General features: G+C 66.3%; 22 protein-coding genes. 13 read left to right on the top strand and 9 right to left on the bottom strand.

Annotated elements, in window-relative coordinates; all coding sequences use genetic code 11:
- Window positions 1-25: 25 nt before the first annotated feature.
- From ffh to rplS, 7 genes are all read left to right on the top strand, one after another.
- The gene (gene ffh, locus ACVOMH_RS00645) at window positions 26-1,405 is read left to right on the top strand and encodes a signal recognition particle protein (protein ID WP_057506380.1); all 1,380 of its coding nucleotides are present in this window, start codon (window positions 26-28) and stop codon (window positions 1,403-1,405) included.
- An 89-nt stretch (window positions 1,406-1,494) separates the two neighbouring features.
- A complete protein-coding gene (locus ACVOMH_RS00640) occupies window positions 1,495-2,565 on the top strand; it encodes an NAD(P)H-dependent flavin oxidoreductase (protein WP_481550713.1) in 1,071 nt (356 codons plus the stop codon).
- Window positions 2,566-2,570: 5 nt separating this feature from the next.
- On the top strand, window positions 2,571-3,356 hold the full coding sequence (locus ACVOMH_RS00635) for an aminotransferase class IV (RefSeq protein WP_481551138.1): 786 nt from the start codon (window positions 2,571-2,573) through the stop codon (window positions 3,354-3,356).
- Between the two features lie 116 nt (window positions 3,357-3,472).
- A complete protein-coding gene (rpsP, locus tag ACVOMH_RS00630; RefSeq protein ID WP_054659045.1) occupies window positions 3,473-3,733 on the top strand; it encodes a 30S ribosomal protein S16 in 261 nt (86 codons plus the stop codon).
- A 40-nt stretch (window positions 3,734-3,773) separates the two neighbouring features.
- A complete protein-coding gene (rimM, locus tag ACVOMH_RS00625) occupies window positions 3,774-4,289 on the top strand; it encodes a ribosome maturation factor RimM (protein ID WP_481550712.1) in 516 nt (171 codons plus the stop codon).
- Between the two features lie 5 nt (window positions 4,290-4,294).
- Complete coding sequence (trmD, locus tag ACVOMH_RS00620) at window positions 4,295-5,071, top strand: tRNA (guanosine(37)-N1)-methyltransferase TrmD (protein ID WP_054659041.1); 777 nt, start codon at window positions 4,295-4,297, stop codon at window positions 5,069-5,071.
- A gap of 138 nt (window positions 5,072-5,209) precedes the next feature.
- Window positions 5,210-5,608, top strand: a complete 399-nt coding sequence (gene rplS / locus ACVOMH_RS00615) for a 50S ribosomal protein L19 (RefSeq protein WP_057506378.1) — start codon at window positions 5,210-5,212, stop codon at window positions 5,606-5,608.
- 354 nt (window positions 5,609-5,962) lie between these two features.
- Here rplS and ACVOMH_RS00610 read toward each other — a convergent pair whose 3' ends face one another.
- Complete coding sequence (locus ACVOMH_RS00610; RefSeq protein WP_481550711.1) at window positions 5,963-7,456, bottom strand: MATE family efflux transporter; 1,494 nt, start codon at window positions 7,454-7,456, stop codon at window positions 5,963-5,965.
- Between the two features lie 106 nt (window positions 7,457-7,562).
- On the opposite strand from ACVOMH_RS00610, the gene ACVOMH_RS00605 reads away from it, so the two are divergent.
- Window positions 7,563-7,970, top strand: a complete 408-nt coding sequence (locus ACVOMH_RS00605) for an RNA-binding S4 domain-containing protein (RefSeq protein WP_481550710.1) — start codon at window positions 7,563-7,565, stop codon at window positions 7,968-7,970.
- A 94-nt stretch (window positions 7,971-8,064) separates the two neighbouring features.
- On the opposite strand, the gene ACVOMH_RS00600 is transcribed toward ACVOMH_RS00605, so the two are convergent.
- From ACVOMH_RS00600 to ACVOMH_RS00580, 5 genes are all read right to left on the bottom strand, one after another.
- Window positions 8,065-8,673 (bottom strand): DUF937 domain-containing protein, encoded by a 609-nt coding sequence (locus tag ACVOMH_RS00600; protein ID WP_481550709.1) that lies wholly within the window; start codon window positions 8,671-8,673, stop codon window positions 8,065-8,067.
- A 171-nt stretch (window positions 8,674-8,844) separates the two neighbouring features.
- Window positions 8,845-10,494: a catalase gene (locus ACVOMH_RS00595; RefSeq protein WP_481550708.1), complete on the bottom strand. Its 1,650-nt coding sequence runs from the start codon at window positions 10,492-10,494 to the stop codon at window positions 8,845-8,847.
- 379 nt (window positions 10,495-10,873) lie between these two features.
- Window positions 10,874-13,429: a DNA mismatch repair protein MutS gene (mutS, locus tag ACVOMH_RS00590; RefSeq protein WP_481551137.1), complete on the bottom strand. Its 2,556-nt coding sequence runs from the start codon at window positions 13,427-13,429 to the stop codon at window positions 10,874-10,876.
- Between the two features lie 127 nt (window positions 13,430-13,556).
- The gene (locus tag ACVOMH_RS00585) at window positions 13,557-14,675 is read right to left on the bottom strand and encodes a metallophosphoesterase (protein ID WP_481550707.1); all 1,119 of its coding nucleotides are present in this window, start codon (window positions 14,673-14,675) and stop codon (window positions 13,557-13,559) included.
- 145 nt (window positions 14,676-14,820) lie between these two features.
- On the bottom strand, window positions 14,821-16,260 hold the full coding sequence (locus ACVOMH_RS00580; RefSeq protein WP_481550706.1) for a GGDEF domain-containing protein: 1,440 nt from the start codon (window positions 16,258-16,260) through the stop codon (window positions 14,821-14,823).
- A 299-nt stretch (window positions 16,261-16,559) separates the two neighbouring features.
- Here ACVOMH_RS00580 and ACVOMH_RS00575 point away from each other — a divergent pair, with 299 nt between their 5' ends.
- From ACVOMH_RS00575 to ACVOMH_RS00565, 3 genes are all read left to right on the top strand, one after another.
- A complete protein-coding gene (locus ACVOMH_RS00575) occupies window positions 16,560-18,218 on the top strand; it encodes a GGDEF domain-containing protein (RefSeq protein WP_481550705.1) in 1,659 nt (552 codons plus the stop codon).
- A gap of 48 nt (window positions 18,219-18,266) precedes the next feature.
- Window positions 18,267-18,989, top strand: a complete 723-nt coding sequence (locus tag ACVOMH_RS00570; RefSeq protein WP_481550704.1) for a pseudouridine synthase — start codon at window positions 18,267-18,269, stop codon at window positions 18,987-18,989.
- An 88-nt stretch (window positions 18,990-19,077) separates the two neighbouring features.
- Complete coding sequence (locus ACVOMH_RS00565; RefSeq protein ID WP_481550703.1) at window positions 19,078-20,142, top strand: GGDEF domain-containing protein; 1,065 nt, start codon at window positions 19,078-19,080, stop codon at window positions 20,140-20,142.
- A gap of 48 nt (window positions 20,143-20,190) precedes the next feature.
- Here ACVOMH_RS00565 and ACVOMH_RS00560 read toward each other — a convergent pair whose 3' ends face one another.
- Genes ACVOMH_RS00560 through ACVOMH_RS00550 form a run of 3 tightly spaced genes read right to left on the bottom strand, consistent with a single transcriptional unit; the run spans window position 20,191 to window position 22,453 of the window.
- On the bottom strand, window positions 20,191-21,102 hold the full coding sequence (locus ACVOMH_RS00560; protein ID WP_057506582.1) for a DMT family transporter: 912 nt from the start codon (window positions 21,100-21,102) through the stop codon (window positions 20,191-20,193).
- A 46-nt stretch (window positions 21,103-21,148) separates the two neighbouring features.
- On the bottom strand, window positions 21,149-21,982 hold the full coding sequence (locus ACVOMH_RS00555) for a DUF72 domain-containing protein (protein WP_481551136.1): 834 nt from the start codon (window positions 21,980-21,982) through the stop codon (window positions 21,149-21,151).
- 36 nt (window positions 21,983-22,018) lie between these two features.
- Window positions 22,019-22,453, bottom strand: coding sequence for a VOC family protein (locus ACVOMH_RS00550; protein WP_481550702.1), 435 nt, complete (start codon window positions 22,451-22,453; stop codon window positions 22,019-22,021).
- Window positions 22,454-22,559: 106 nt separating this feature from the next.
- On the opposite strand from ACVOMH_RS00550, the gene ACVOMH_RS00545 reads away from it, so the two are divergent.
- Both ACVOMH_RS00545 and ACVOMH_RS00540 read left to right on the top strand, forming a co-directional pair.
- Window positions 22,560-24,146: a serine hydrolase gene (locus ACVOMH_RS00545; protein ID WP_481550701.1), complete on the top strand. Its 1,587-nt coding sequence runs from the start codon at window positions 22,560-22,562 to the stop codon at window positions 24,144-24,146.
- A 271-nt stretch (window positions 24,147-24,417) separates the two neighbouring features.
- Entirely contained in the window at window positions 24,418-26,250 is a 1,833-nt protein-coding gene (locus tag ACVOMH_RS00540; protein ID WP_481550700.1) for an ABC transporter ATP-binding protein, read from the top strand.
- Window positions 26,251-26,254: the final 4 nt, after the last annotated feature.

Raw genomic sequence — 26,254 nt, 5'->3', positions numbered from 1 at the left:
CCACGATTTCCGCAGGTTTCGCCGCATGTTCGAGTCACTGACCCAGCGCCTTTCCGGCACCATCGAGCGCCTGCGTGGGCGCGGCCGTTTGACCGAGGAAAACATCCGCGAGGCCACCCGCGAGGTGCGCATCGCCCTGCTGGAGGCCGATGTCGCCCTGCCGGTGGTGCAGGCGCTGGTCGAGAAGATCAAGATCCGTGCGGTCGGTCAGGAAGTGCTCAAGTCGCTGACCCCGGGCCAGGCGTTGATCAAGGTCGTGCGCGACGAGCTGACCGCGGTGATGGGCTCGCAGGCGTCCGATCTGAACCTCAATGTACCGGCGCCGGCCATCATTCTGATGGCGGGCCTGCAGGGTGCGGGCAAGACCACCACCGTGGGCAAGCTGGCCAAGCACCTGAAGGAAAAGCGCAAGAAGAAGGTGATGGTGGTCTCGGCCGACGTCTACCGTCCGGCCGCCATCGAGCAGTTGAAGACGCTGGCCGACCAGGTCGGCGTACTGTTCTTCCCGTCCAGCCCGGAGCAGAAGCCGGTGGACATCGTCCGCGCCGCCATCGATGACGCGCGCAAGTCCTTCGCCGATGTGCTGCTGGTCGATACCGCCGGCCGTCTGGCCATCGACGAAGCGATGATGGCCGAAATCCAGGCCCTGCATGCCGCGGTCAACCCGGCCGAGACCCTGTTCGTGGTCGATGCCATGACCGGCCAGGACGCGGCCAACACCGCCAAGGCCTTCGGCGAGGCGCTGCCGCTGACCGGCGTGGTGCTGACCAAGACCGACGGTGACGCCCGTGGTGGTGCCGCGCTGAGCGTGCGCTACATCACCGGCAAACCAATCAAGTTCACCGGTACCGGTGAAAAGGTCGACGGCCTGGATGTGTTCCATCCCGAGCGTGTGGCCAGCCGCATCCTCGACATGGGCGACGTGCTGTCGCTGGTGGAGCAGGTCGAGCAGCAGGTCGACAAGGACAAGGCGCAGAAGCTCGCCGAGAAGGTCGCCAAGGGCAAGAAGTTCGACCTGAACGACATGCGTGACCAGTTGGAGCAAATGCAGAACATGGGCGGCATCGGTGGCCTGATGGACAAGCTGCCGGGCCTGGGGCAGATCCCCGAGCACCTCAAGGCGCAGGTCAGCCAGAGCAAGGAAGTGCCACGCATGATCGCCATCATCAACTCGATGACCAAGAAGGAGCGGCGCAATCCGGGCCTTCTGAACGGTTCGCGTCGTGCCCGCATCGCGCGCGGCTCCGGCACCCAGCCGGCCGACGTCAACAAGCTGATGAAACAGTACATGCAGATGGAAAAGATGATGGGCAAGCTGGCCGGTGGCGGCATGAAGGGCATGATGCGCAACATGAAGGGCATGCTCGGCGCCATGGGTGGCCGTGGCGGCCTGCCGTTCCGCTGATCCGGCCGACGGCGGGGCGCTGCAGGCCGCGCAGGGAGCCTGCGATAACGCGTGCCCGTGGTTTCCCGACACCTGTATAGGGTTTTGTAATGAATCCCGGTATCCGGCAGCGTGTTGATCGTTTCTGCCAGCGCTTTGGCGTTGGCTTGCCGGTCCTGCTGGCGCCCATGGCAGGCGCCTGCCCGGTGTCGCTGTCGGCGGCGCTGGCCAATACCGGCGGCATGGGCGCGATGGGCGCGGTGCTGTCCACGCCGGAACAGATCAGCCAGTGGATGGCGGCGTTCCGTGCGCAATCGTCGGGTCCGGTGCAGATCAATCTGTGGCTGCCCGATCCTGCGCCGCAGCGTGATGCGGCCGCTGAGGCGGCCACGCGCGGATTTCTCGCGCAGTGGGGGCCGCCCGTGCCGGTGGCTGCCGGTGACACTGTGCCGCCTGATTTCGCTGCCCAGTTCGAGGCGCTGGTCGCCGCTCGCCCTGCGGTGGCCTCGACCATCATGGGTATCTTTTCCACTGAACAGGTGCAGCGGCTGAAGGCGGCAGGGATCGCCTGGTTCGCCTGCGCCACAACCCTGGATGAAGCCATGCAGGCGCAAGCGGCCGGTGCCGATGCGGTGGTCGCGCAGGGCATGGAGGCCGGCGGTCATCGCGGCGCGTTCGATGCCGCGCAGGCCGAGCGGCAGATGGTGGGCCTGTTCGCGCTGCTGCCGCGTCTGGTCGATCATTTGCAGGTGCCGGTGATCGCTGCGGGCGGCATCGCCGACGGGCGCGGGGTTGCAGCGGCATTGATGCTGGGCGCCAGTGCGGTGCAGGTGGGCACCGCGTTTCTGGCCGCCGATGAATCCGATATCCCGGTTGCCTGGCGGCAGGGCTTGGCCGCCGCGGAGCCGGAGGCCACCTGCGCGACCCGGGCATTCAGTGGCCGTCTGGGACGTGCACTGGCTACTGCCTATGTGCAGGCGGCCGACGCGGGCGATGTACCGCCGCCGCGCCCATATCCTGTGCAGCGCGGGCTTACCGCCCCGATGCGGCAACAGGCTGCTATCGACAACCGGCTGGACGCGATGCAGGCCTGGGCCGGCCAATCAGCATGGATGGCGCGCAGCGCACCGGCGGCTGGAATCCTGCGTTCGCTGTGGGCGCAGGCAAGGGAATTGCTGTGAGCGGAATGTTCTGCAACGGCGAGCCTGTGGATGCGGTGCTGGTCAGTGCGGCGCTGGTCAATTACGGGCACTTCACCTCATTGCAGGTACGCGGCGGCGCGGTACAGGGCTGGGCGCTGCATATGCAGCGATTGCAGCAGGGGACGCGCGAGCTGTTCGACGCGACGCTGGATGAAGTGCGGTTGCTGGCTTGGTTGCGGCAGGCATTGCAACATGGCGAGCTGGTGGATGCCTCGGTGCGGATCACGGTATTCGCGCGGAATTTCGACTTCCGCCGGCCATTGCGCGCAGTACCCGTGGATGTGCTCATAGCGGTCAGTGCACCGGTCGCGAGGCCGGCCCTGGCGCGCTCGGTGCTGCCGCTGGCCTATCAGCGTGATCTGCCGCATATCAAGCATCTTGGAACGTTTCCGCTTTTCCACCATCGCCGCCAAGCCGTGCAGCAGGGTTTCGACGACGCGGTATTTGTCGATACGGCCGGCCGGATCAGCGAGGGCAGCACCTGGAACATCGTTTTCTGGGATGGCGCCCAGGTGGTCTGGCCGCAGGCGGCAGCTCTGCGCGGCACCACCGAACAGCTGCTGGTTGACGGCCTGCAGCGGCAAGGTGAGCGGCAGCTCCGCCGGGAGGTGATGCTGGATGCGCTTGCGGCGTTCCGCGGTGCCGCCGCCTGCAACGCAAGCGGTGTGTGGTCGTTGGCGCGGATCGGCGATCAGCACTTCGGCGGCTCGGACGAGTTGCTCCTGCGCTTGCAGCAGGCACAGGCCCATGCCGCCTGGCAGCCACTGTAGGCGAGGGTGCCGGTTCAGTTTTTGCGGGTGGCCGGGGTTGGAATGGAGCAATAGCGCCGCTATAATCGCCGGCTTACCGCGCCATCCTGGCGACTGGGCAACAAAGGAAAACGACCATGGTCAAGATTCGACTGACCCGCGGCGGCGCCAAGAAGCGTCCGTTCTACCACATCATCGTCACCGACGTCCGTAGCGCCCGCGACGGCCGCAACATCGAGCGCGTCGGTTACTACAATCCGGTTGCCCAGGGTGCAGAGCAGCGCATCGTGCTGGACATCGCCAGCGTCGACAAGTGGGTTGCCAACGGCGCCCAGATGACCGACAAGGTCCGCAACCTGTACAAGGAAGCGACCAAGTCTCAGGCCGCTGCGGCCTGATTCTGACGGGCCACGCGAAAGCGTGGCCCAGTCACAAGTCATGAAGAAAGATTCTGAGCGCCGGATCCTGCTGGGCAGGGTTGCCGGCGCTTTTGGTGTGCGCGGCGAAATAAAGCTCGAGTCCTGGACCGAGCCGCGTTCCGCTATTTTCAACTACCAGCCTTGGATTCTGCGTACTCCTGCAGGGCAGGAATCCGAGGTGAGCGGCGTACGTGGCCGTGATTCCGGCAAGCATCTGGTTGCGAGCTTCCCGGGCGTGACCGACCGCGATGTGGTCGAAGCCATGCGTGGCACCGAGGTCTATGTCGCCCGCAGTGCGCTGCCACCGCCCAAGCCCGACGAGTATTACTGGGTCGACCTGGAAGGTCTGGACGTGCAGACGGTGGAGGGGGTCAAGCTGGGGCAGGTCTCGCATCTGTTCAGTACCGGCTCCAACGATGTGCTGGTGGTGCGCGGCGACCGCGAGCGCATGATCCCGTTCGTGATGGACGACTTCGTAAAATCGGTCGATTTCGATGCCGATTTGATCGTCGTCGACTGGGATCCGGAGTTCTGAGTCCCATGCGTGTGGATGTGATCAGCCTGTTTCCGGAGTTTCTGGCCCAGTCGGCCGCGCTTGGCGTGGTCGGGCGGGCACAGGAGCGCGGCTTGCTGGAGCTGCATGGCTGGAACCCGCGCGATTACGCCGAGGGCAATTACCGGCGGGTGGATGACCGTCCATTCGGTGGCGGCCCTGGCATGGTGATGCTGATCGAGCCGCTGCGGGCTGCGTTGGCGGCTGCGCGTGCCGCCGATCCACAGCCGGCGCCGCTGATCTACCTCAGCCCGCAGGGGCGTCCGCTGAGCCAGGCCAAGGTCCGGGAATTGGCGGCGCTGCCACGGATGATCCTGCTCTGTGGTCGCTATGAGGGCGTGGACGAGCGCTTTATCGCCAGCGAGGTGGACGAGGAGATCTCTATCGGTGATTACGTGCTGTCGGGCGGCGAGCTGGGCGCGGCGGTGATCATCGACGCCGTAACTCGCCTGCAGGAGGGAGCCCTGAACGACGCCGAATCGGCGGTGCAGGACAGTTTCGAGGGTGATGGCCTGCTGGATTGCCCGCATTACAGCCACCCCGCCAGCCATGCGCTGGGGAACGTGCCGGAGGTGTTGCGATCAGGAAACCATGCCGCCATTGCCCGCTGGCGTCGGCAGCAGTCATTGCTCCGGACGGCATTGCGGCGGCCTGATCTGCTCGATGAGGCCGGGCTGGGCAAGGCTGACCGCAAGCTGCTGGCCGAGGCTGTGGCAGGTCTGGAAATCCAGACACCGCCTACTGGCGCCGACGGCAGCCAGTAGGCTATAATTTCCGATTCCCGCCAGCCAGTATCGCCTGGTGATGGAGACAAAACAACAAACGTGCAGCGCAATCCGGTGACTGCATCAGTCCAAGCTGTCGAATCGACACGCCCACCCGAAAACAATCGGTGTAATCCAATGAGCAAGCTGAACAAGTCCATCGTCGCGGAATTCGAATCCGCCCAGATCACCCGCGAACTGCCTAAATTCAGCCAGGGCGACACCGTCGTGGTGAACGTGAAGGTCAAGGAAGGCAACCGCGAGCGCGTGCAGGCCTACGAAGGCGTCGTGATCGGCACCAAGAATGCCGGCCTGAACTCCGCCTTCACCGTGCGCAAGATCTCGCACGGCTACGGCGTCGAGCGCGTGTTCCAGACCCACAGCTCCATCATCGACTCGGTCGAAGTGAAGCGCCGCGGCAAGGTCCGTTCCGGCAAGCTGTACTACCTGCGTGGCCTGGAAGGCAAGAAGGCGCGTATCAAGGAAGACCTGGCCGGCAACGCCCGCGCCAAGGCCGCCCGTCAGGCTGCCGAGTAATACCCGCCGGCTGGGTTCAAACCCAGTCTGCAGCAACGGCCACCTTCGGGTGGCCGTTTGCGTTTATGGCAGAACAGGCACTTCCGGGCGGAGGTGGAAGCCGGCGTGAGTTGGGGTTGGCTTCCTGCTGGCAATGGCGTTATCGCTGTATCAGGGGATGTTTTGTCCAGTGCGGTAGCAGCCTAGCTGGATCTGACCGGTTCAGTGCATTGTCGGCCGACTGATCGCGGGCGCATGGTTTGGCCGTCGTTTGCCGGCGCGCGACGCGTGCTGGAGTCCTCACGATCTCCCGCATCGCACTGAATCCGGAATCTCCCGACACAGGCTGCCGCACCTGAACACGGCGTCCGGGGATCAGCGTGCTGTCGTATCGCCGGGAGCAGGTTCCATCCCAAGGCCGATATCGACATCGGCCACGGGCGCCGGGGGCGCGGCGCCGATCTCCGCCGGCGTGGCCACAGTGTCGGTCTCGGGCGTGACCAGCATGCTCGCCTTGTGCCAGTTTCCCCAGCGGTAATAGGCCATGATCATCAGCATCGAGCAGAACGCACTGACCGGGAAGCTCCACCAGATCGCATCGGCCCCCATCAGCGGTTGCAGCCATTTGGCGAAGGGCACACGGATGCCCCACATCGCCACGGCCAGGATCAGCAGCGGCGGCACCACCGCGCCGGTGGAGCGCACCACGCCGGCAACCACGAAGTTCACGCCAAAGAACAGGAACGACCAGACCGCGATGTGGTTCAGGTGGCGGCCGATCTCCAGTGACTGGCTGGCCGCCGGCAGGAACAGCGCCAGCGTGCTGCGATCGAACAGGATGATCGGTGCGATCAGCGCGCCGGTAAGCAGGAAATTGAACAACACACCGGTACGCGCGGTGGAATCCACCCGCTCCCAGCGGCCGGCACCCACATTCTGCGCGGCCATGGACGAGCAGGCCGCACCCATGGCCATCGCCGGCATCTGCACATAGGTCCACAGCTGCAGCGCGGCGCCATAGGCCGACGCGGTTTCCACGCCATAGCCGTTGACCATGGTGATCATCATGATCATTGCCAGCGAGATCAGGATCATCTGCAGGCCCATCGGCACGCCCTTGAGGATCAGCGAGGTGAGGATGACCGGGTCGATTTTCAGCAGCCGGGCATCCTTTCGGCCCAGCCACAGCAGGTGCCGCTTGTTGCGCAGATACAGCAGCAGCGCGGTCAGCGCCAAGGCCTGCGAGAAGAACGTGGCCCACGCCGAGCCGGCCACGCCCAGTTCGGGGAATGGACCGATCCCGAAGATCAGCAGCGGATTGAAGGCGATATCCAGCAGCACGGCCAGCAGCAGGAAACCGAATGGCGTGCGCGCATCGCCGGCGCCACGCAACGCGGCACTGATAAAGGCGAAGGCGTACAGCAGCGGCATCGCCAGAAAAATCACTTTCAGATACGCGTCAGCCAACGGCAGCGATTCGGCCGGGGTGCCCATCGCCAACAGCAGCCGGTGCGAAAGGAACCAGCCCAGTACCGCGATCACGGCCGAAAGACCGACGAAAAAGGTGGCGCTGGTGCCCATCACCCGGCGCGCCTGCGGCAGATTCCTGGCACCGATGGACTGGCCGATCAGGATCGTGGCGGCCATGCCGATGCCGAACACCGACCCGATCAGGAAAAACATGATGTTGTTGGCGTTGGCCGTCGCGGTGAGTGCGGCCTCGCCCAGGAACTTGCCGACCCAGATCGCATTGACCGAGCCATTCAGCGACTGGGCGATGTTGCCCGCCAGAATAGGCAGCGCGAACAGCAGCAGGCTGCGCCCGATCGGGCCTTCGGTCAGTGAGCGGGCATGCGTGGCTTTCGACATGGATGCGGCTGCCGGTTTCGGGGCTGGCACACTAGCACCTTGCAGATGAGGGGGCCGAAGGCGGGTATCCACCGCCCGGTCACAAATTGGAGGCCGTGGCACTACGATGAATCACCCAGCAGTTCCCGTGGAGAGTATCCGCCTGGATGTGTGGCTGTGGGCCGCGCGCTTCTTCAAGACCCGTAGCCTGGCCAAGCAGGCGGTGGAAACCGGCAAGGTCGAGGTGGACGGACAGCGACCCAAATCTTCGCGGGCGATACGGATAGGCGATGGTTTGCGCGTGCAGCGTGGCGAAGAGGTGGTCCAGCTCAATGTGCGCGGGCTGAGCGATATCCGTGGACCGGCAACGGTAGCGCAGGCGCTTTACGAGGAGACCGCCGCATCGAAAGAGGCGCGCGAAGCGCTGCGCCTGCGCCGTGCTGCGGAGCGGACCGGCTATCAGGCGCCGGAACATCGTCCGGACAAGCGCGCGCGTCGGCTGATCCGGGCGTTGGGGGATATTGACGCGCGTTAACGTCGAGCAGCGCGGGCTGCTGTCACCCGATGCGGATCTTCAACAGCGGAACGCCACCAGAGCGGTGGCGTTCATTTGTGAGTGGCAGTGAGGTTCAGCGTTTGCCGCTGCCGAGCAGGCCGCTGCCCAGCTTGATCAGGTCGGCGACACCGAACTGGCCGTCGCCGTCCTGGTCCAGCACGCTGCCGAGCAGCCCGCCCGCGATGCCCCCAGCCTGCGACACCTGCTGTTTTTCCTGGCCCAGAATCTGCGCCAGGCCGTCCGCGTTGGCTGGGCCCCCGCCGCTCATGCGCTGGGCGATGAAGGCCATCACGATCGGTGCCAGGATCTTCAGCAGCTGGCTCGACGTGCCCGGGCTCAGGCCGGTGGCCTGCGCCAGGCCGGCTTCTGCCCGACTCTGGTTGCTGCCGAAGATGTGGTCGAGGATGCCGGCGCCATTAGCGGCCGGAGTCGCGCTATTGCCGCCCAGTACCGCGCCCAGCACGCTGCCGATGTCCAGGCCGCTGTGGTTGTTCTGCAGGGCGCCGAGCAGGGCGTCGGCACCCTGCGGCTTGGCCGCGTTGTTGCCCAGGGCGCCCATCAGCAGCGGCAGCGCCGCGCTGACCGCGGTGGACGCCTGCTGGCGGTCAATGCCCAGTTGCTGCGAAACCTGTTGCAGCGGTGCGCCCTGCAACTGGGAGAGGAGATCGTCGGTCAGGCTCATCGGCACGGATCCTTGCGGTGGGAGGCTGTTTGCATGGTACCCCCGGGCACGGGCGGAAGAGCCAGGGCAGAGGCGGCTGCGGGAAGAAGGTCTGCAGCGTGGCGCGGTCCGGAAGCACCACCGCCCGCGCGGGGCGGGCGGTGATGGCAGGGAAGTGTCGGACGTTGGTGCTTACAGCTCGATGTCTTCGGCGCCCGGGGTGGCGGTGGGGAAATCGCTGCCCGGGTGCGGCGGGGGCGCGAACGGATCGGCCGGGGCAGTTGCTGCGGCCAGCTTCTGCAGCGCCGCCGCGATGCCGGCACCATAGGCCGGGTCGGCCTTGTTGCAGTTGTCGATGTGGCGCTGCTTGATGAAGTCCGGCGCATCGCCCAGGGCGCGGGCGGTGTTCTCGAACAGGCGCTGCTTCTGCTCGGCGTTGTAGCTGCGGAACAGCGCGCCCGGCTGGCTGAAGTAGTCGTTGTCGTCTTCGCGGAAGTTCCAGAAGTCGGCATCGCCACGGATCTTCAATGCCGGCTCGCGGTACTGCGGCTGCTCCTGCCACTGGCCGTAGCTGTTGGGCTCGTAATGCGGCAGACCGCCGTAGTTGCCATCCACACGCATGGCGCCATCACGATGGTTGCTGAACACCGGGCAGCGGGCGGCATTGACCGGGATCTGGTGGTGGTTCACGCCCAGCCGGTAACGCTGCGCGTCGGTGTAGGCGAACAGGCGTGCCTGCAGCATCTTGTCCGGCGACGGACCAATACCCGGGACGAGGTTGCTCGGGGCGAAGGCCGACTGCTCCACATCCTGGTACCAGTTCACCGGGTTGCGGTTGAGTTCGAACTCGCCCACCTCGATCAACGGGTAATCGCTCTTGGGCCAGACCTTGGTCAGGTCGAACGGATGGATGCGGTAGGTTTCCGCTTCCAGCTCCGGCATGACCTGCACGAACAGCTTCCACTTCGGGAACTCGCCGCGCTCGATCGCCTGGAACAGGTCGCGGCCATGGCTTTCGCGGTCTTTGCCGACCAGCACTTCGGCCTGCGCATCGGTCAGCGCCTGCACGCCCTGCTGGGTGATGAAATGGAACTTCACCCAGAAGCGCTCGCCGCCTTCATTGGTGAAGCTGTAGGTATGCGAACCGAAACCGTTCATATGGCGGAAGCTGCGCGGAATGCCGCGGTCGCTCATCACCACCGTCACCTGCAGCAGCGCTTCGGGCAGCAGGGTCCAGAAATCCCAGTTGTTGCGGGCGCTGCGCAGATTGGTGTGCGGATCGCGCTTGACCGCCTTGTTGAGGTCGCCGAACTTGCGCGGATCACGCAGGAAGAACACCGGAGTGTTGTTGCCGACCAGGTCCCAGTTGCCTTCCTCGGTGTAGAACTTCAGTGCGAAGCCCCGGATGTCGCGCTCGGCGTCGGCGGCGCCACGCTCACCGGCCACGGTGGTGAAGCGTGCGAACATCTCGGTCTGCTTGCCCACCGCCGAGAAGAGCTTGGCACGGGTGTACTTGCTGATGTCATGGGTGACGGTGAAGGTGCCGAATGCACCGGAGCCCTTGGCGTGCATGCGACGCTCGGGAATGATCTCGCGGTTGAGGTTGGCCAGCTTCTCCAGCAGCCACACGTCTTCCATCAGCAACGGGCCACGTGGGCCGGCGGTCTTGCTGTTCTGGTTGTCCACCACCGGCGCCCCGAACGCGGTGGTCAGCGGCGTCACCGGCGCATCGCCATGCTTCTGCGCAGGTGTGGTGCTGGTGTCACGCTGTGCCTGCGCTGCCTGTTCGGGCGACGGGGCGCTGTGATACGGACAGGTTGGCTTGGTGTCGTTGCTGCTCATGGCTGGCTCCAGCGGGGCGGGGGATGGGTTTCCAGCCCTGACTGTAGCCATGCCGTGGTGAAATGGGTAATCGAATGATGTGCTCGCAGTGATAGTGATTGGCTATCAACGTTCCAATTGAAATTCGCGGGGCCTCTTGCCACCCGTGCCGGGTGGGGCAAGCGTTCGGTTGATGTGAAAATTTCGCGTAGCGGTAGCTGCCGGCGGCCTTCTCGACCACTCTGGAGTCGCGGATCGCAAACAAGGTGGTGCACAGAACCCGGCCTCGCGTGCGGGTTATCGACGTTGCGGTTTTAGAGGCGCAAGGGCCGCACTGGGGCGGCCCTTCGGGACGCGGTCGAGTGCAGGGCACGATCCCCGCGGATATCCATCGCATCGATTACAGCAGGGATTTCACCCGGTACAGCGCTTCCAGCGCCTGTTTCGGAGTCAGTTCATCCGGGTCTATCGCCTGCAGGGCATCCAATGCTGCCGAACTCGGTGCGGCAAATAGACCAAACTGCTGTGGTGCATCCAATGCCTGTGGCGCCATGGCCGCGCTCTGGGTTTCGCCGCCGCGCTGTTCGAGCTCGGCCAGGCGGCGTCGTGCCTGCGCCACGGTGGCCTTGGGCAGCCCGGCCAGCGCGGCCACCTGCAGGCCGAAGCTGCGGTTGGCCGGACCATCCTTCACTGCGTGCATGAACACCAGCGCCTCGCCATGCTCGACCGCATCCAGATGCACGTTGGCGATGCCGCTGGGCCCGCCTTCATGGCTTTCGTCGGCCAGCGCGGTCAGCTCGAAATAGTGGGTGGCAAACAGCGTGTAGCAGCGGTTCTGGTAGGCCAGATGGCGCGCCACCGCATCGGCCAGGGCCAGACCGTCGTAGGTCGAGGTGCCGCGGCCGATCTCGTCCATCAGTACCAGCGAATGCGCGCTGGCGTGATGCAGGATGTAGCTGGTCTCGGCCATTTCCACCATGAAGGTGGACTGGCCCTTGGCCAGGTCGTCGCCGGCGCCGATGCGGGTGAGGATGCGGTCGATCGGGCCGATCACCGCGCGGCTGGCCGGCACGAAGCTGCCGATATGGGCCAGCAGTACGATCAACGCGTTCTGTCGCATGTAGGTCGATTTACCGCCCATGTTCGGGCCGGTGATCACCAGCATTCGGCGGTCCGGATGCAGATCCAGATCGTTCGGTTCGAACGCCGCCTCGCGCACGGCTTCCACCACCGGATGACGACCGCGCTCGATGCGCAGGCAGGGTTCTTCCTGCAGCTGCGGTTGTGACCAGTCCAGCGCCTGCGCGCGCTCGGCAAAACCAGCCAGCACGTCCAGTTCGCTCAGGGCGCCGGCGCAGCGCTTGAGCGGCTCCAGATGCACGGCGATGGTGTCGAGCAGGCCTTCGTACAGCAGCTTTTCGCGGCTGAGCGAACGCTCGCGGGCCGACAGCACCTTGTCCTCGAAGTTCTTCAGCTCTTCGGTGATGTAGCGCTCGGCGTTGGTCAGGGTCTGGCGGCGGGTGTAATGCACCGGCGCCTTGTCGGCCTGGCCCTTGCTGATCTCGATGTAATAGCCGTGCACCCGGTTGTAGCCGACCTTCAGCGTGTTGATTCCGCTGGCCTCGCGTTCGCGGGCTTCCAGGTCGATCAGGAACTGGTCGGCATGGGTGGACAGGCGGCGCAGTTCGTCCAGTTCGGCATCGAAACCTTCGGCAATCACGCCGCCGTCTGACAGCTTCAGCGGCGGCTGTTCGGCGATCGCGCTGGCCAGCAGGTGGGCGCTTTCATCGTGCGAACCCAGCTCGGCGCGCAACTGTTGCAGGCGTGGTGAATCCAGTGGCTGCAGCTGTGCGGTGATGGCCGGCAGCAGCGCCAGGCCGTCGCGCAGCGTGGAGAAATCGCGCGGGCGCGCCGAGCGCAGCGCCATGCGGGTGAGGATGCGTTCGATGTCGCCCAGTGCGCGGAAACTCTCGCGCAGATCGGCATCGGTGCCGCGGTCGATCAGCGTGGCCACCGCGTGGTGACGCTGCTGCAGCACCTCACGCAGGCGCAGCGGGCGGTGCAGCCAGCGCCGTAGCAGGCGCCCGCCCATCGGCGAGACGGTGCTGTCGAGCACGCCCAGCAGTGTGTTGCGGGTGTCGCCATCCACGCGCGTATCCAGCTCCAGATGACGGCGGGTGGCGGCGTTCATCGCGATCGCCTCGCCGGCGTTTTCCATCGCGATGGAGGTCAGGTGCGGCAGGCGCTGCTTCTGGGTTTCCTCGACATAGCCCAGCAACGCGCCGGCGGCGGCGGTCGCGCGCGGTTTGTCGTCGATACCGAAGCCGGAAAGATCATGCAGCTTGAAGAAATTCAACAGCTGGCGGCGGCCGCTGTCGGCATCGAACAGCCACGGCGCACGCCGCCGCACGCCGCTGCGCTGGCGCAGGAATTCCGGCCAGCCGTCTTCGTCGGGGACCAGCAGCTCGGCCGGTTCCAGGCGGGCCAGTTCGGCTTCCAGTGCGTCGTCGCTGTCGACTTCGTTGACCAGGAAGCGGCCACCGGCCAGATCAGCCCAGGCCAGGCCGTAGCCGGCCTTGTTGCGCGAGATTGCCATCAGCAAGGTGTCGCGGCGCTCGTCCAGCAGGGCCTCGTCGGTGACGGTGCCGGGGGTGACCACGCGCACCACCTTGCGCTCGACCAGGCCCTTGGCCAGCGCCGGGTCGCCGATCTGCTCGCAGATCGCCACCGATTCGCCCAGTGCCACCAGCCGCGCCAGATAGCCTTCGAAGGAATGCACCGGCACGCCGGCCATCGGGATCGGCGCGCCGCCGGAGCTGCCACGCTGGGTCAGGGTGATATCCAGCAGGCGCGCGGCCTTGCGTGCATCGTCATAGAACAGCTCGTAGAAATCGCCCATCCGGAAGAACAGCAGCAGGTCCGGGTAGTCGGACTTGGCGGCGAAAAACTGCTTCATCAGCGGGGTGTGTTCGGGCTTTTTCTCGGTCACGCGCTTTCCACTTCGATTGCCGGGCAGCCGGGCTGCCACAAAGGCGTCATTGTAGGGGCAGCCTGATGGCGGGACGACGGCCGGGCTTGGCCGTTCAGTTGCCGCGGCCTTCGGCCAGCGGCACCCGCGAGCCGTCGAGCAGGCCGCGGCTGAGCTTGCCGTTCTCGATAAACAGCAGTTCGCCGTTTTCACCGTTCTTGATGCTGCTGTCGATGGCGATGATGCGATCACCGTGGAAGCTGCTCACGTGCGGCATCGAGGTGTGGCCGACCACGATCCGCCGCAGGTCCAGCTGCTCCAGCACCTGTTGCACGCCGGCAGTGTCCAGCTGGCCATCGAAATAGCCGCGGTACCAGATCGGGCTGGTCTTGCCGTCATACAACGGGGCAAGCTTGGGATCGGCTTTCAGCTCGGCCCGGGGACGGCCGAGCGAAGCCCGGTAGGCGGCATTGGTGGCAGCCGGGTCCAGCGCCAGCTGGATCGCTTCGGGCGAAATGCCACCGTGCAGGAAAAGCGTATCGCCAATGCGCAACAGCACCGGGCGGGTGCGCAGCCATTGGCCGATCACCGAATCGGCGCCATACAGCTGCGGATAGCTCTTGCCCAGCAGCTGCGCGCTGCGCAGGTATTTGGGATTGACGTAGCTCAGGTTGTCGTAGAGCACCATCGTCTCGTGATTGCCGAGAACGAAGTGCACCGCGCCGCCCGCCTTTGCCGCCTGCTGCTGCAGGCTGTACAGCAGCCAGAATGCCTCGGTGACCTGCGGACCACGGTCAAACACGTCGCCAGCGATCACCAGCGTGTCGCGGCCCAGCGCCCAGCGGTCCTTGCCATCGATCACCTTGTTGGCGCGCAGCAGCCGCACCAGCAGCCCGTACTGGCCATGGATATCGGACAGGGCCACGATGCGGGCCGCGGCAGGCAGCGAGGAGGCTGAAGCCGGCAGTGGCTGCAGTACGGCCAGCGGGCGCGGGTAGCCGCACTGCGACGGAACCGTGGTGGTGGCGCGGCGGGTGAGCGTGCGCTCGACTACCCGGTCATTGCAGATCCATCGCGCCTGCAGTTGTTGCCCGTTGCGGAAGATATAGGGACCGTCGCTGTCCACGTGCGCCGCCGGGGCGGAGACCTCTCTGGCGCTGGCCACGCCGGGAAGCAGCAGGGCGGCGTGGAGCAGCAGGGCGGCCCAGCGGGTAACGGTACGGGCAAATGACATGGACGACATCCGGCAGACGAGGAGGCAGGCGGGGGTGGGCATCCGCCACCCCATGCTACGTGGCCGCACGCGTGCGGGCATCGGCCATTGGTTGGCCGGGCCGGCGAAGCTAATGTGCTACCGGCCCTGCGCCGGCGCAGGGAAGTCAGCGGTTCTGCAGGGAAGCACGGTCCGGGGCTTCCGGCAGGCTGTCGTCGGCCAGCACGATGCGGTTGCGGCCCTGTTTCTTGGCCTGGTACATCGCGGCATCGGCGCGTGCCATGACGCGCTCGTAATCCGGGTGCCCGTCATACAGGGCGACCCCGATGCTGGTGGTGATCGCCAATGGCTGGCCATCGGCCAGGGGGACGGGTGAATCGGAAATACGCCGGCACAGGCCATCGGCGATGACCAGCGCCTGACGCTCGTCCACCGCCACCAGCACCACCACGAACTCCTCGCCGCCATAGCGGAACACGTAGTCGCTGCCACGGGTGAACTGGCTGAGCATGCCGGCGATGTGCTGCAGGGCGCGGTCGCCGGCCTCATGGCCGTGCTGGTCGTTGATGCTCTTGAAGTGATCCAGATCCAGCAGCAACACCGCAAAGCCGGCCTTGTTCTTGCTCGCCAGCTCGATTTCCCGGCGCAGGACGGTAGGCAGGAAGCGGCGATTGAGCAGGTTGGTCAGGGCATCGCAGCCGGCGTCCAGTTCACCGATACGCTCGAACAGCATCCCCAGCAGGTTGCGTATCTGGCCGACGCGGGCACGCACTTCCTGCAGATGGGCCGAACGCACCTTGAGGTCGCGCTTTGTATCCAGGGTGTCATGCAGGGTCTGGTCCACTGCGGTCATCAGCGCGCAGATCTGCTGGGTTTCGGAGCTTTCACCGAAGCTGGGAATGCCCTTGTGGGTCAGCCACAGGCCGAACTCGGAGCCGGCCAGCGACTGGAACTCCGGCGTCTCGTTCTGGCTGGCCAACGCATAAAGCAAGGTGTTTTCCCAGTCCAGCAGCAGGGCGCGCTGGCGTTCGCGCTCGGTACCCACGTTCTGCACCAGCGAGAACAGCCGGTATGCCGCATCGGTGCGCGAGGAGCGTTCGCGTGCATTGGAGTAGGCCAGGGTCATGCATTCCAGTGCGATGTCGAACGAGGCGGTAAGGCAGGCAACGGCGGCGTGCGCGTGCTCGCTGTGTCCGGCCTGCTCGCTGATCAGCTGGAAAAGCCGCTGTTTCAGCACACGCATGCCGCGGGTCACCAGGTCGACGGGGATACCGACCCGGGCGTGGACATCGCCCACCACGCGCTGGGCGGCGATCAGCGATTCCACCCGTTCCGGCGTGGCCAGCAGCAAATCCCGCACCCAGCGTTGCATGGCCGGCTGCAGGCGCGTGCGCACCTGGTCGTGTGACAGCAGCCGTGAGGCCCGCTTGTCATCCAGCATCACCTGATAGAAATGCACCGCCATTTCGGCCGCGCCGGTATCGGCAAGCTGGGCCAACACCTGCGTCGCGGCAGGGCCGGCTTCGGTCAGTCCGCGTTGCCAGGCGGCAACCAGCGCCGGATTCTCGTTGTCGATAGCGGACGAAACGGCGGTAATGCTGTGCATGACAGAGTGCGCGACTGCTCAAGGTAAGCAGGCGTTATCGGCAGAAAGGGCAAGTACTTTAGCGGGGAACCGGGATGGAGGTCACGGCCGGCGGGAACAGGGCAGGGGATTGGGGCGGGAAAGGCTGCGGTCGGGGGGGGGGGCGCTGGTTGACTTGACAAATCGGGTGCAATGGTCACTTTCCGGACCTGGGGCAGGTGCCACGACGCCTTCACGTGATGGATGCGCCGGGTTCTTGCGATAATCCGATCCGGCGCATTGGAGTGCGCGTTGGGGATGGCATGGTGGAAGGATGCAAGGTGGCAGGTGCACGTGGCGCAACGATGATCGTCGCCATGCTCCTGCTGGCACTGGTAGGTGTGGTCTGGTCCGGGGCAGGCAATGCTGGGCCGCTGCAGCTTGACCGTGACTATCTGCTGGTTGGCGCGGCCACCGATCAACCGGCGCCGATACGGACCTGTTCGCCGGAGGCGCTGGCGCGGCTGAACGATGGCATCGATATTCCGGCGCCCGCCGGCGGCTGGTCCGGCGCCCCGCAGGCGGTGGATGTGTTCAACGTGTTCGCCGGCGAGGTGATGATCCATCACGGTGACCGCCAGGTCTGCGGACACATGCAGGACGCGCGCACCCGCGATTCCCGGTTCCGGGCCGGTATCGGCATGGTGGTGGTGCCCAAGGCCGGCAGCCGTGAGCCGATCCAGGTCGCCTGGGAGCCGCCGCTCAAGGCCCGCTGGATTCCGACGGTACGACTGGGGGCCCCCAGTCCGGTGCAGCAGATCGATACCGTGCGACTGCTGATCCGCACCGCCTGCATCGCCATCGCGTTGGCATTGGCGTTGTCGGCGCTGATTGGTTTTCTCACCACGCTCGGGCGCGAATTCCTGTTGTACGCGCTGGTGTGCGTGCTGCTGGTGGTCTGGCAGTCGGTACTGAGCGGGCTCAGCGGCTATCCCGAGCCGTGGTTGCCGGTGGGGCGCACGGCGGCGTGGTGGCAGGTCGCGCTGTCCTCGCTGCGGGTCGCGGTGATGGGCTGGATCATGTGGCGGCTGTGCGGGGGACCGCGGGTGCTGCAGCGCTCGCGGCCGGTGATGAAGGGCCTGCTGGCTGTGCTGGTCGTGCTCGCGCTGGGCGCGCCGGCGATGCCGTGGCCACTGCTGTCGTGGGTGGGAATGGCCCTGGACCACCTGTTCCTGCTGATCTGCGCGCTGACCTTCCTGCTGGGGGGCGTATCGCTGTGCCGGCGCAATTTCAGGGCGCTGGAGGGGCTGGCGGCGGTGCTGCCGCTGCTGGTGATCGAACTGGCGGATCTGTTCGGCAGCCGGCTGCTGGTCCAGTACCGGGTCGAAATCATCCAGCTGTCGGTCACCTGGTTTTTGATGGTCTCGGCCTATTCACTCAACCGTGGCCTGGGCCGTCTGCGCCAGCAGCGCGACGAGATGCGGCATCTGGCCGACACCGATGCGCTTACCGGTCTGCCCAACCGTCGCGCCGGCTTGCGCCAGCTGGAGCAGTACATGCAGCAGGCGCGCACCAGTGCACAGCCGCTGTCGATCGGCTTTCTCGATATCGATCTGTTCAAGCAGATCAATGACCGCTACGGCCACGATGTGGGCGACGAGGTGCTGGTGCTGGTCGCCAGGACGCTGGCGCAAGGCGTGCGTAACAAGATGGATGTGATCCGCATGGGCGGCGAGGAGTTCCTCGTGCTGCTGCCGGGCACAACGGCCGGCGTGGCTGCGCCGCGGCTGGAGCAGATGCGCGAGAAAATCACGCACAACGCCCGGAATCTGCAGCATGAAGGGCTGGTGGTGACGGTCAGCATCGGGCTGGCGCAGCTGCAGGCGCGGGACGAGGATGTGGCCGGGCTGATGCGGCGGGCCGACAACGCGATGTACCGGGCCAAGCGCGCGGGCCGCAATCGCGTGGTGGATGCGGGCTCGGAGCTGGAAACCGCCTGAACCGGCCGCGCGCTGTTCGGGCAGCAGGCGATGGCGGATAATCGCCCGATGACAATCCGAATCAACAAGCACATTGCCGAAACCGGCTTCTGTTCCCGCCGTGAGGCCGATCGCCTGCTCGCCGCCCGCCGCGTCACCGTCAACGGCATCGTTGCCGGCACCGGCGCCGTGGTGGGCGAGGGCGATCAGGTGCTGGTCGATGGCCAGCCGCTGCGCACCCGCGCCGTTCACAAGAACACTGGCCGTCGCCATGTCTACATCGCGCTGAACAAGCCGGTGGGCATCACCTGCACCACCGAGACCGAGGTCAACGGCAACATCGTCGACTTCGTCGGGCACGAGCAGCGGATTTTCCCGATCGGCCGGCTGGACAAGGATTCTGAAGGCCTGATCCTGATGACCAGCAATGGTGACATCGTCAACAAGATCCTGCGTGCCGAAAACGGCCATCAGAAGGAATACCTGGTTGCCGTCAACAAGCCGGTCACCGACCAGTTCCTGCGCGGCATGGCCCGTGGTGTGCGCATCCACAACGAGATGACGCTGCCGTGCCGCACCTCGCGCATCGCAAAATTCGGCTTCCGCATCATTCTCGAGCAGGGTCTGAACCGGCAGATCCGCCTGATGGCCGCCGAGTTCGGCTACCGCGTCACCCAGCTGCGGCGCGTGCGCATCGACAACATCAAGCTCGGTGCACTCAAGCCCGGACAGTGGCGCAATCTCACCGAACAGGAGTTGCGCGGCCTGCTGCCGCAACAGACCGATTGGTGAAGTGTGACCGGCTCGCTGCCGTCTCTGCGTGCGGTGGCTAGAATCCCAGATGCCCACCTGATGCCAGCCGCCGGATCGGAAACCGAGCATGATCAAACCCGCGCTTCCCGCCAATGAAGCCGAACGTCTGGCGGCGCTGCACCGCTACCGCATCCTGGATACCGCCCGTGAGCAGGAATTCGAGGATCTGGTAACCATCGCCCGCACACTGTGCGGGACGGCGATGGGCGCGGTGACCCTGATCGATCAGGACCGCCAATGGTTCAAAGCGCTGCAGGGGTTTGAGAGCGAGCAGACCACGCGTGACGAGGCGTTCTGTGCCCATGCCATTCTCCAGCCCGGGCAGCTGACCGTGGTTCCGGATGCGCGGCAGGATGCCCGCTTTTGCGGCAATCCGGCGGTGGTGGGGGAACCGAACATCCGCTTCTATGCCGGCGCCCCCCTGTTGAGCAGTGACGGCCACGCGCTGGGAACCCTGTGTGTGTTCGATTCGGCGCCCGGCATGCTGGATGCGGACCGTGCCAGCGCCCTGCGCGCGCTGTCGCGGCAGGTGGGACGGATGATGGAAATGCGTCTGCTGCGCCGCGAGATCGACCATCACCATCGCGAGCACGCGTGGTACGAGGCCCGGCTGGCCGAGTACTACCAGCAGCTGGAACAGACCAATCTGGAGCTGTCCGAACAGACCCGCACCGATCCGCTGACCGGCCTGCCCAACCGCCGCGCCCTGGCCGCGGCGATGTCCGCCTCGATCGAACGCGGCGGCGAGGGGCCGCCGGCGGTGGCCATCGTCGATATCGACCACTTCAAAAGGGTCAACGACATCCACGGCCACAGCGAGGGCGACCGCGTGCTGACCGAACTGGCCGATGTGCTGCGCGCGCAGTTTGCCGGACGCGGCATGGCTGCCCGCTTCGGTGGCGAGGAATTCGTGATCCTGATGCCCGGGACCCCGCTGCATCAGGCCGAATTGCAATGCCAGTACCTGCGCGAGGCCGTGCGCCTGTTGCCGATCGGGCTGCCGTTGTCGGTCAGCATCGGTCTGGCCGCGCACCGTGCCGGGGAAACCCCGGCCGATACCCTGCGCCGGGCCGATGCCGCGCTCTACCAGGCCAAGGCCCAGGGCCGCGACCGGGTCGTGCTGGCCGACTGAGCGGGTCCTGCCGGCAGGACGGCGCGAGGTCGTTGCCGTGTGTGGCGCTCAGCTGGCGGTGGCGGCCGGCCGCAGGCGGTTGAGCAGCGGATGCAGGAACACGCCACCGAGGATGATCGTCACGCCCAGATAGAACTGCGCTGACAGCTCATGCTGCTCGGCCAGGAACAGCATCGCCAGCACAATGGCGTACACCGGCTCCAGGTTGGTCACCAGCTGCACCGTATAGGCGCTCAGGTGGCGCAGCGCGACCAGTGCCAGCGCGAACGGCAGCAGCGTGCACAGCCCCGACAGGGCCAGCAGCAGCAGGCCATCGTGCAGATCCGGCAGCACCCACAGATCGCTGGCCAGGGCCGGCAGCAGGAACGGCAGCAGCGGCGCCAGCAGGGTCAGGGTCAGGGTGCCGGCGCCCAGCTCCAGGGCGGTCACCGTCAGCGGGTCGGCGTGGCCGACCATGCGCTTGTTGAACGAGCCGAAGATGGCGACCAGCAACGCCGACAGCGCGCCCACCGCCACGCCCAGGCGCATGCCGTCGGGCACGCCGCCGACCACCAGCGCCACGCCCGGCAGTACCACCACGCCCAGCGCCAGTTCGCGCAGCTGGAACGGACGCCGGGCGATCCACGGTTCGATGATCGCGGTGAACACCGGCGCCAGCGCGATGCAGGTCGCCGCCACCGAGGCGTTGGCCAGCTTCACCGCACCGTAGAAGGTCAGCCAGTGCAACGCCACCAGCGCGCCGATGCCGGCATAGCCGAGTACCAGCCGTGTGCTGAGGCTGGACAGCCCGCGCCAGACCCGCGGCAGCAGCGCCAGCATCGCCACCACCAGCAGCATCCGCCACCACACCAGCGGCAGGGCGGGCAGGGTGATCAGCTTGCCGAGGATGGCGGTCACGCCCCACAACAGCACACAGAAATGGATTTGCAGCAGGGCTTTGCGGGTGTCGTTCATCGGCATGGGCGAATTGTCGCCGATGGCCGGTCCGGTCGCTGTGCCGCTTCCGTCACTTTTCCCCCAGAAGCCGCAACAGCGCCTGCGCCGCCGCCGGGTTGCGGTGCTTGGCGGCACTGATGAAGTAGATGAACACCTCACGCGGGGTGCTGGCGACGGTGTCCGGCGGCACCAGGTACGGCAGATCGGCAGGCGCGGCCGCCTGTCGCCAGCGGTGCGCGCGTTCGGCCCACTGGGCCAGTTCCGGCAACGGGTAGCCGCTGGGGTGTGCGTCGCGACTGTCCATCAGCCGCGCATAGACGAAGTCGCCGCACAGGTCGGCGGCGTTGGGATGCGTGGCCGAGTCGGTATAGACCAGTGCCATGCCGTGCTGCCGGGCCAGCGCCACCAGTTGCGTGGTGAACACGCTGCGCTCGCGCACTTCCAGCGCATGCCGCTGCTGGCGCCCGTTGACCCGCGTTGGCAGCAGCGCCAGGAAGCGGGCGAAGTCGTCCGCTTCCAGCGCACGCCCGGCTTCGAACTGCCACAGCAGCGGCCCCAGCCGGTCACCCAGATGGCTGATGCCATCGATGAAATCCTCGACCTGCGCACCGGTGGACGCCAGCTTGCGTGCGGTGACGATGCGCTTGGGCGCCTTGGCCGAGAACACGAAACCTTCCGGCGTGGCATCGCGCCAGCCGGCATAGATCGCCGGTTTCTGCGCGCCGTAGTAGGTGCTGTTGATCTCGATACTGGTCAGCTGGCGGCTGGCGAACTCCAGCTCGCGCCGTTGCACCAGCCCGGGCGGATAGAACGCGCCGCCACGCCAGGGGGCATAGGTCCAGCCGCCGATGCCGACGTGGAAGCCGGACGGCGAACGGACATCGCGGGAAAACAGGTCATCCATGCGCAACGTGTCCACGCAAAGCACCATTGTGCCGGGTCAGGGAGCCGTCGGCGCCTGCCAGGGATCGTAGCTGCCGAACCACCACAGATGGCCTTCGATATCGCGGCAGCCATAGCCGCGGCCGCCGTAGTCCTGGTCGGCGAGCGCGATGACGATCTGCGCGCCGGCGGCCCGGGCGCGGGCGCAGTGGGCATCGGCGTCGGAGACGATCACGCAGACGCTCTGGGTTTCCCGGCCGTCCACCTCATCGGGCTGGACCATGTTCGCACCCCATGGGCCGGGCCGCACCGAGCCGAGCATCAGCATACCGTTGCCGAACACCAGCTGCGCGTGGTGGACGATGTCACCGTCCCGGTACACCGCATGGCGCTGGAAACCGAACGCGTGGCACAGCCAGTCGATGGCGGCTGGCGCATCGCGGTAGCGCAGGCACGGAACAAAGGTGGCGGTGGTGCGGGCGGCAAGTTCCATGGCGGCGTTCCTGCGGGCGGTGGAAGGCGAGCGTGCGCGTGCGCGCGTTACCATCGCGGCAAGGCCGGCCCGTGCGGGGCGGGTATCGATCCAGAGGGAACACACATTGAACAACTGGTTGGGCGGCGGGCTGGTGCTCGCGATGGGGATGGCCGCACAGGCCGCGTTGGCACAGGAAACCGTGACGCCGGCGCAATTGCAGCAGCTCGATGCCACCGTGGAACGGGTACGTGATCAGTTCGACGTGCCGGGCGTGGCGGTGGCAGTGGTCAAGGACGGCAAGGTCATCCTGCAGCGCGGCTGGGGCGTGCGCGAACTGGGCAAGCCCGAACCGGTGCAGGCCGACACGCTGTTCGCCATCGCCTCCAACACCAAGGCCTTCACCGCCACGGCGCTGAACCTGCTGGCCGAGGACGGCAAGCTGAAAATGGACGACCGGGTGATCGACCACCTGCCCTCGTTCCGCATGTCCGATTCCTATGTCACCGGCGAGATGCGCATCCGCGATCTGCTCTCGCACCGCAGCGGCCTGAGCCTGGGGGCCGGTGACCTGCTGTTCTGGCCGACCACTACCTACTCCAATGCCGAGGTCGTGGCGCGGCTGGCCAAGGTGCCACTCAAGGGCGGCTTCCGTGACCGCTACGCCTACGACAACATCCTTTATGCCGTGGCCCAGCAGGTGATCGAAACCGTGTCCGGGAAGTCGTTCGATGCCTTCCTGCAGCAGCGCATCTTCGACAAGGTCGGCATGGCCGGCACCCGCTACAACGCCGATCACCTCCAGCCCGGAGACAAGGCCGCCGTCGGCCACGCCAAGTTCGATTTCACCGACCTGCGTCCGGTGTCACCGCTGACCTGGTCCAACGCCGCCGGCGCCGGTGGCCTTTATTCCAGCGTGCAGGACATGGCCAAGTGGATGAACGTGCAGCTGGCCGAAGGCCGGCTCGCCGATGGCACGCCGCTGTTCAGCGAGAAGACCCAGCAGCAGATGTGGCAGATGCAGATTCCGCAGGCCGTGCCCAAACCGTCGGTGCCGCAGCTGGAAGCGGCGCGGCCGAACTTCGCCGGTTACGGCGAGGGCTGGAGCCTGAGCGACTACCGCGGACAGAAACTGGTGTGGCACACCGGCGGCTGGCCGGGACAGGTGTCGCGGCTCACCCTGGTCCCCGGGCAGGAGCTGGGCGTGGTGGTGCTGACCAATGCCGAGTCCGGCGCCGCGTTCAACGCCATCACCATGAGCGTGCTCGACGCGATGCTCAATGCGCCGGCGCACGACTGGGTGGGCGCCTATGCCGCCGCCGTGGCCAAGTCGCAGGACAAGGCCGACGAAGGCTGGGCCAAACACCAGGCCGCGCGCGATGCCAAGAGCAAGCCGTCGCTGCCGCTGGCCGGCTATGCCGGCGCGTACCGTGATGCGTGGTATGGCGATGTGTTCGTCGAGCAGCACAGCGGCAAGCTGCGGCTGCGCTTCGGTGCCACCGCCGACCTGGTCGGCACCATGGAGCACTGGCAGCACGACACCTTCATCGTGCGCTGGGACAACCGCTCACTCAACGCCGACGCCTTCGTCACTTTCAGCCTCGACCCCGACGGCAAGGTGCGCGAGGTGCGCATGCAGGCGGTGTCTGCGCTGACCGATTTCAGCTTCGACTTCCAGGATCTGCTGCTGGTGCCGGTGTCTGACAAGAAATGAGTGCCAAGGCCCCATCGGTCAGGCCGGTGGTCGCCAAGCGGCAGACCGGTTCCATCACGCCGGCGCTGCCGGGTCACCACCGGCGAGGCAGATAGCGCGACCGGTTGTTCCCGGCAGTCCGGCATGCCGAACTACCGGCGATAGCGGGACCGTTCCGCCCGCAGGCGGGCCTGCCGTGGTGGTGGCGCACAGCCAGGCGCGTGCCCTGTGCGCTCTGTACTGCAGGGATACGCGACAATGGCCCACCTCGTCTGATCGCTGGCCTGCTTCCATGTTCCGTTGGTTCGAATCCCGCCTGGACCCGTTCCCGTCCGATCCGCCCGCGCAGCCGCCGCGCGGGCTGTATGCGTTCTGCCGGCACTACACGCGTGGCGCGGAAAAATGGCTGCTGTTGATGGCGCTGACCACCGCCGGCATCGCGGTGGCCGAGCTGGCGCTCTACGCCTATGTCGGCGCGCTGGTGGACCGGCTCGGCAGCAGCACGCCGGCCAGCTTTCTCGCGGCCGAAGGCCCGCGCCTGCTGTGGATGGCGCTGCTGGTGCTGGTCGGGCTGCCGTTGCTGGTGATGGTCAATTCGCTGGTGCAGCACCAGACCCTGCTGGGCAATTTCCCGATGCGGATCCGCTGGAGCGTGCACCGCTACCTGTTGCGGCAGTCGATGGGCTATTTCCAGGACGAGTTCGCCGGGCGCATCGCCACCAAGCTGATGCAGACCTCGCTGGCGGTGCGCGAGACGGTGGTCAAACTGTTCGACATCGGCAATTACGTGCTGGTGTTCTTCATCGGCACGCTGGTGGTGGCCGGTGCCACGGATTGGCGGATGATGCTGCCGTTCGTGGCCTGGCTGATCGGGTATGCGCTGTTGATGTGGCATTTCGTGCCCCGCATGGAACGCATCTCGCGCGAGCAGGCCGACGCGCGCTCGGAGATGACCGGGCGCATCGTCGACAGCTACACCAATATCGCCACGGTCAAGCTGTTCTCGCATTCGCGGCGCGAGCAGGCCTACGCACGCGAAGCGATGGCCGGCTTCCTGGACAAGGTGCATCCACAGATGCGTCTGGCAACGCGGGTCTACTCGCTGCTGTATGCGCTGAACATGCTGCTGCTGTTTTCCTCGGTGGTGCTGGGGCTGTGGCTGTGGCAGGGCGGTGTGGTGAGTGCCGGCGCGATCGCCGTGACCGTGGCGCTGGTGCTGCGCATGCTGGGCATGTCGCAGTGGATCATGTGGGAGCTGTCGTCGCTGTTCGAGAACATCGGCACCGTGCATGACGGCATCAACTCGATCTCGCTGCCGCCGACGGTGGACGATGCGCCCGGCGCTCCGGAACTGGCACGGCTGGCCGGTGACATCCGCTTCGAGGGCGTGTCCTTCCACTACGGCAAGAACCACGGCGTGATCGAAGGGCTGGACCTGCACGTGCGGGCCGGCGAGAAGATCGGCGTGGTCGGGCGCTCGGGCGCGGGCAAATCCACCCTGGTCAACCTGCTGCTGCGCTTCCACGACGTCGAACGCGGCCGCATCCTCGTCGATGGCGTCGATATCGCCTCTGTGCAGCAGGATTCGCTGCGCGCACACATCGGCGTGGTCACCCAGGACACCTCGCTGCTGCACCGCTCGATCCGCGAGAACCTGCTGTACGGTCGCCCCGACGCGAGCGAGGAACAGATGCGCGCGGCCGTGGCCAAGGCGCGTGCCGATGGCTTCATTGCCGAGCTGCGCGACAGCGAGGGCCGCAGCGGCTACGACGCCCATGTCGGCGAGCGCGGCGTGAAGCTCTCCGGCGGCCAGCGCCAGCGCATCGCCATTGCCCGCGTGCTGCTCAAGGACGCGCCGATCCTGATCCTGGACGAGGCGACCTCGGCGCTGGATTCGGAAGTGGAGGCGGCCATCCAGGAGAGCCTGGACGAGCTGATGGGCAACAAGACGGTGATCGCCATCGCCCACCGCCTGTCCACCATCGCGCGCATGGACCGGCTGGTGGTGATGGACCAGGGGCGCATTGTCGAGACCGGCACCCATGCGCAACTGATTGCCGCCGGTGGCCTGTATGCGCGGCTGTGGGCGCGGCAGACCGGCGGCTTTGTGGCGGCGGAGGACTGAGGCG

The sequence above is a fragment of the Stenotrophomonas sp. STEN013 genome, from assembly GCF_056760355.1.
The sequence above is the reverse complement of the archived record's forward strand: the minus strand, read 5'-3'. Positions and strand labels throughout refer to the sequence as shown.